General features: G+C 71.1%; 4 protein-coding genes. All 4 read left to right on the top strand.

The features are described 5' to 3' along the window. Positions 1-885: ABC transporter substrate-binding protein (locus R6U01_RS00020; RefSeq protein ID WP_410284414.1), on the top strand; the 885-nt coding region annotated here is incomplete at its 5' end. Positions 886-888: 3 nt separating this feature from the next. Then, positions 889-1,758, top strand: coding sequence for an ABC transporter ATP-binding protein (locus R6U01_RS00015; protein WP_410284413.1), 870 nt, complete (start codon positions 889-891; stop codon positions 1,756-1,758). Further along, positions 1,755-3,083 (top strand): ABC transporter substrate-binding protein, encoded by a 1,329-nt coding sequence (locus tag R6U01_RS00010; protein WP_410284412.1) that lies wholly within the window; start codon positions 1,755-1,757, stop codon positions 3,081-3,083. Before R6U01_RS00015 ends, R6U01_RS00010 begins: the two co-directional genes overlap by 4 nt. Then, positions 3,049-3,638, top strand: a 590-nt coding sequence (locus R6U01_RS00005; RefSeq protein ID WP_410284411.1) for an ABC transporter permease, incomplete at its 3' end; no start/stop codon positions are given. The genes R6U01_RS00010 and R6U01_RS00005, both read left to right, overlap by 35 nt.

Below are 3,638 nucleotides of genomic sequence, written 5' to 3'. Positions count from 1 at the left end.
GGGTACTTCGAGGACGAGGGCGTCGACGCCGACCTCTCGTACTTCGCTCCCGGCACCCAGGACTTCGAGGGCGAGAACGCGTTCGACGCCGACTGGTGGGACGACATGGACGAGGACGGCGGCACCCACGGCGTCTGCGAGTGGAACGCGGTCCAGGAGGTCTCCGAGACCGACCGCGACATCGTCGGCTCCTACAGCGAGTGGGACCGCGTCGTCTTCGTCGACGCCGACGACGACGCCGAGACCGTCGACGACCTGCGCGGTCGCTCCGTCGGGATCAACAAGTACGCCACCTCGTTCTACTCGATGCGGGAGATGCTGGAGAACGAGGGGTTCGAGGACGACGAGATCGTCTTGGAGCACGTCGGCGAGGCGGAGGAGCGCTTCGACGCGGTGAAGCGCGGCGCGGTCGACGCCATCGCGGTGCTGGAGCCGTTCGTCACGCTCGGCCGCTACGACGAGGAGCTGAGGGAGGTGTTCGACGGGCCGTGCCGCGCCGCCATCACGACGCGCGAGCAGCCCGAGCCGGAGAAGCTCGGGGGCTTCCTCGCCGCGCTGAACCGCGCGGTCGCCGACATCAACGACGACCTCGAGGGGTACTCCGACCGGTACGTCGCGCTCCTCGAGGACGAGGCGGCCGACAAGCCCGCCTTCGACGACGTGAACTTCGACCGGCTCCGCGAGGAGTTCGAGCTCCGCACGTTCCTCCCCGTGCGCGCCCCCGACGAGAAGCGGATCGACGCGACCACGGACTGGATGCGCGAGAAGGGCTTCGTCCCGGCCGACGCCGACATCGGGACCGCACAGGAGCTCGAGAACGAGGGCGTCATCCCGGACGACGAGGTCGAGTCCGAGGAGGACGAACCCGAGGCGACGGCGGACTGATCGATGTCCATCGAGTCCCGCCCGGCGACGACCGACGACGGCGGCGACCAGTCCGACGGCAGGTCGGACTCCGACCCCGCCTCCGCGGTCGACGCTGACGCCGATGAGACCGCCGGTGCCGGCCGTCGCGCGACCGACGCGACGCCGATCGTCGCCAGCGACCTCACGAAGCGGTACGACGAGACCCTCGTGTTCGAGGGACTCGACCTGCGCGTCGAGCCCGGCGAGGTCTGCTGTCTGCTCGGTCCGTCCGGCTGCGGCAAGACGACGCTGCTCCACCTGCTCGCGGGACTCGAGGACCCGACCGACGGCCGCGTCGCGATAGACGACGCGCCGGTGACGGGGCCCGACTACCGGTGGGGCGTCGTCTTCCAGGACCCGCTGTTGTACCCGTGGCTCTCCGTGCGCCAGAACGTCGCGATCGGGCCCCGGCTCCGCGGCGAGGAGCCCGATCCAGACCACGTCGACGACCTGCTCGACCTGGTCGGGCTCGACGGCGTCGCCGACGCCGACACCTCGGACCTGTCCGGCGGGATGGCACAGCGCGCGTCGCTCGCGCGGACGCTCGCGAACGAGCCCGAGGCGCTGCTGCTCGACGAGCCGTTCTCGGCGCTCGACCAGCTGACGAAGATGGAGCTGCAGGACGAGCTGTTGCGGATCGTCGACGAGCTCGGCGTCACCGCCGTGTTCGTCACGCACGACATCGACGAGGCGGTGTACCTCGGCGACCGCGTCGCGATCATGGGACCGGTCCCGGCGGGCATCGAACACGTCGAGCGGATCGACAGCGAGACGCGCTCGCGGGACGACGAGGCGTTCCTCGCGGAGCGGGCGGCGACCTTCGAGCGCCTGGAGGCGGTGGGACTCGAATGACGCGCGACCATCGCACAGCCCACGGGGAGGGCGACCCCGACGTCGCGGCGAGCGCGCGCGAACTCGTCGGCGGCGCCGGCTGGCGGGACCCCTCGGAGACCGCCCGCACGCGCGGGCTCTCGCGGCGCGAGTTCATGAAGGAGTCGGGGCTGGCGTCGCTGGCGGCTGCCGGCGTCGGCTCGACGGCCGGCTGTCTCGGCGGCGTCGGAGGCAGCGGTAGCGGCGGTGGAGGCGGCGATCCGCCCACGGCGGAGATCGGGTACCTCCCGATCACGGACGCGGCGCCCCTGCTGGCGGGGTACGCCAACGACCACTTCGCCGACCACGACGTCGACGCCAACGAGCCGACCCTGTTCCGCGGCTGGTCGGACCTCGCGGAGGCGTTCCTCTCGGGCGAGGTCAACGTCGCGCACTTCCTGATGCCGATGACCGTCTGGATGCGCTACGGCGACGAGCTCGACGCGAACGTCCAGGTCGTCGCGTGGGACCACACGGACGGCTCCGCGCTGACGGTCCAGCAGGACGTCGACGAGTGGGCGGACCTCGGCGGCGGCACCGTCGCCGTCCCGTTCTGGTACTCGATCCACAACGTCATCCTCCAGATGGGGCTGCGCGAGCACGGGCTCACGCCCCGGACGGACTCCTCGGCCGACGAGGTGGCGGACGACGAGGTGAACCTCGTGGTGACGCCCCCGCCGGACATGCCCGCGGCGCTCGAGAACGGCTCCATCGAGGGGTACATCGTCGCCGAGCCGTTCAACGCGATCGGCGAGCTCGAGTCCGCCGGCAAGATCCTGCGGTTCACCGGCGACGTGTGGCGCGAGCACGCCTGCTGCGTCGTCGTGATGCGCGAGGAGCTGGTCGAGTCGCAGCCGGAGTGGACGACCGACGTGCTGAGCGGGATCGTCGACGCCCAGGGGTACCTCCGCGAGAACCGGTCGGAGGCCGCGCGGCTGCTCTCCTCGGAGGGGAGCGGTCTGCTCCCGCAGGGGCCGGCGCCGATCGACCGCGCGCTCACCCACTACGACGAGCACGAGTCGTACCTCGAGTCCGGCGCGATCCGCAACGCCGACTGGGACGTCGACCGGATCGGCTTCTACCCCTATCCGTACCCGTCGTACACGGAGGAGCTGGTGCGCCGCATGCGCGAGACCCGCGTCGAGGGCGAGGACGCCTTCCTCGACGACCTCGACCCGAGCGAGGTCGCCGACGACCTCGTCGCGTACGACCCCGTTCGCACAGCGCTGGAAGCGGCCGGCGGCCCGCCGGCGTTCGACGTCTCAGAGGACGATGGCTACGAGAGACAGGAGACGATACGGTTCTGAGCTGGTCGAGGAGAGCGGCCGCCTGCTGCCGGCGGTCGGACTCCTCGGCGGGCTCGCCGTCTGGTGGGCGGTGACGGCGCTCGGGAGCGGCATCATCACCAACTTCGCGCCGGCGGCGACGTTCGCCGTCCTCGCGGAGCTCCTCGTCTCGCCCGCGTTCTACGACCACGTGTTCGTCAGCCTCTCCCGGTTCGCGATCGCACTCGGTCTCTGTCTGGCGGCCGGGCTGCCGACCGGGGTCGTCGTCGGCTACTTCCGGGCGGCCGAGCGCGCGACGACCGTCCTCTTCCAGTTCATGCGCATGATCTCGCCGCTGGCGTGGTTCCCGATCGCCATCATCGTCTTCGGCGTGGGGACCCGCTCGGCGGTGTTCGTGATGTTCATGGCCGGCCTCTGGCCGATCGTGTTGAACACCGCCCACGGGATCGCGACCATCGACGACGACTGGATCACGGTCGGCGAGTCGCTCGGCGGCGACACGCCCGCGCTGCTCCGCCGGGTCGTCGTCCCCGCGGTGATCCCGGACATGCTCACGGGGATCCGCCTGTCGATCGG

It is taken from the genome of Halorubrum sp. (assembly GCF_046498025.1).
Lineage (GTDB): Archaea > Halobacteriota > Halobacteria > Halobacteriales > Haloferacaceae > Halorubrum.
This window is presented reverse-complemented; position numbering and strand designations above follow the sequence as displayed.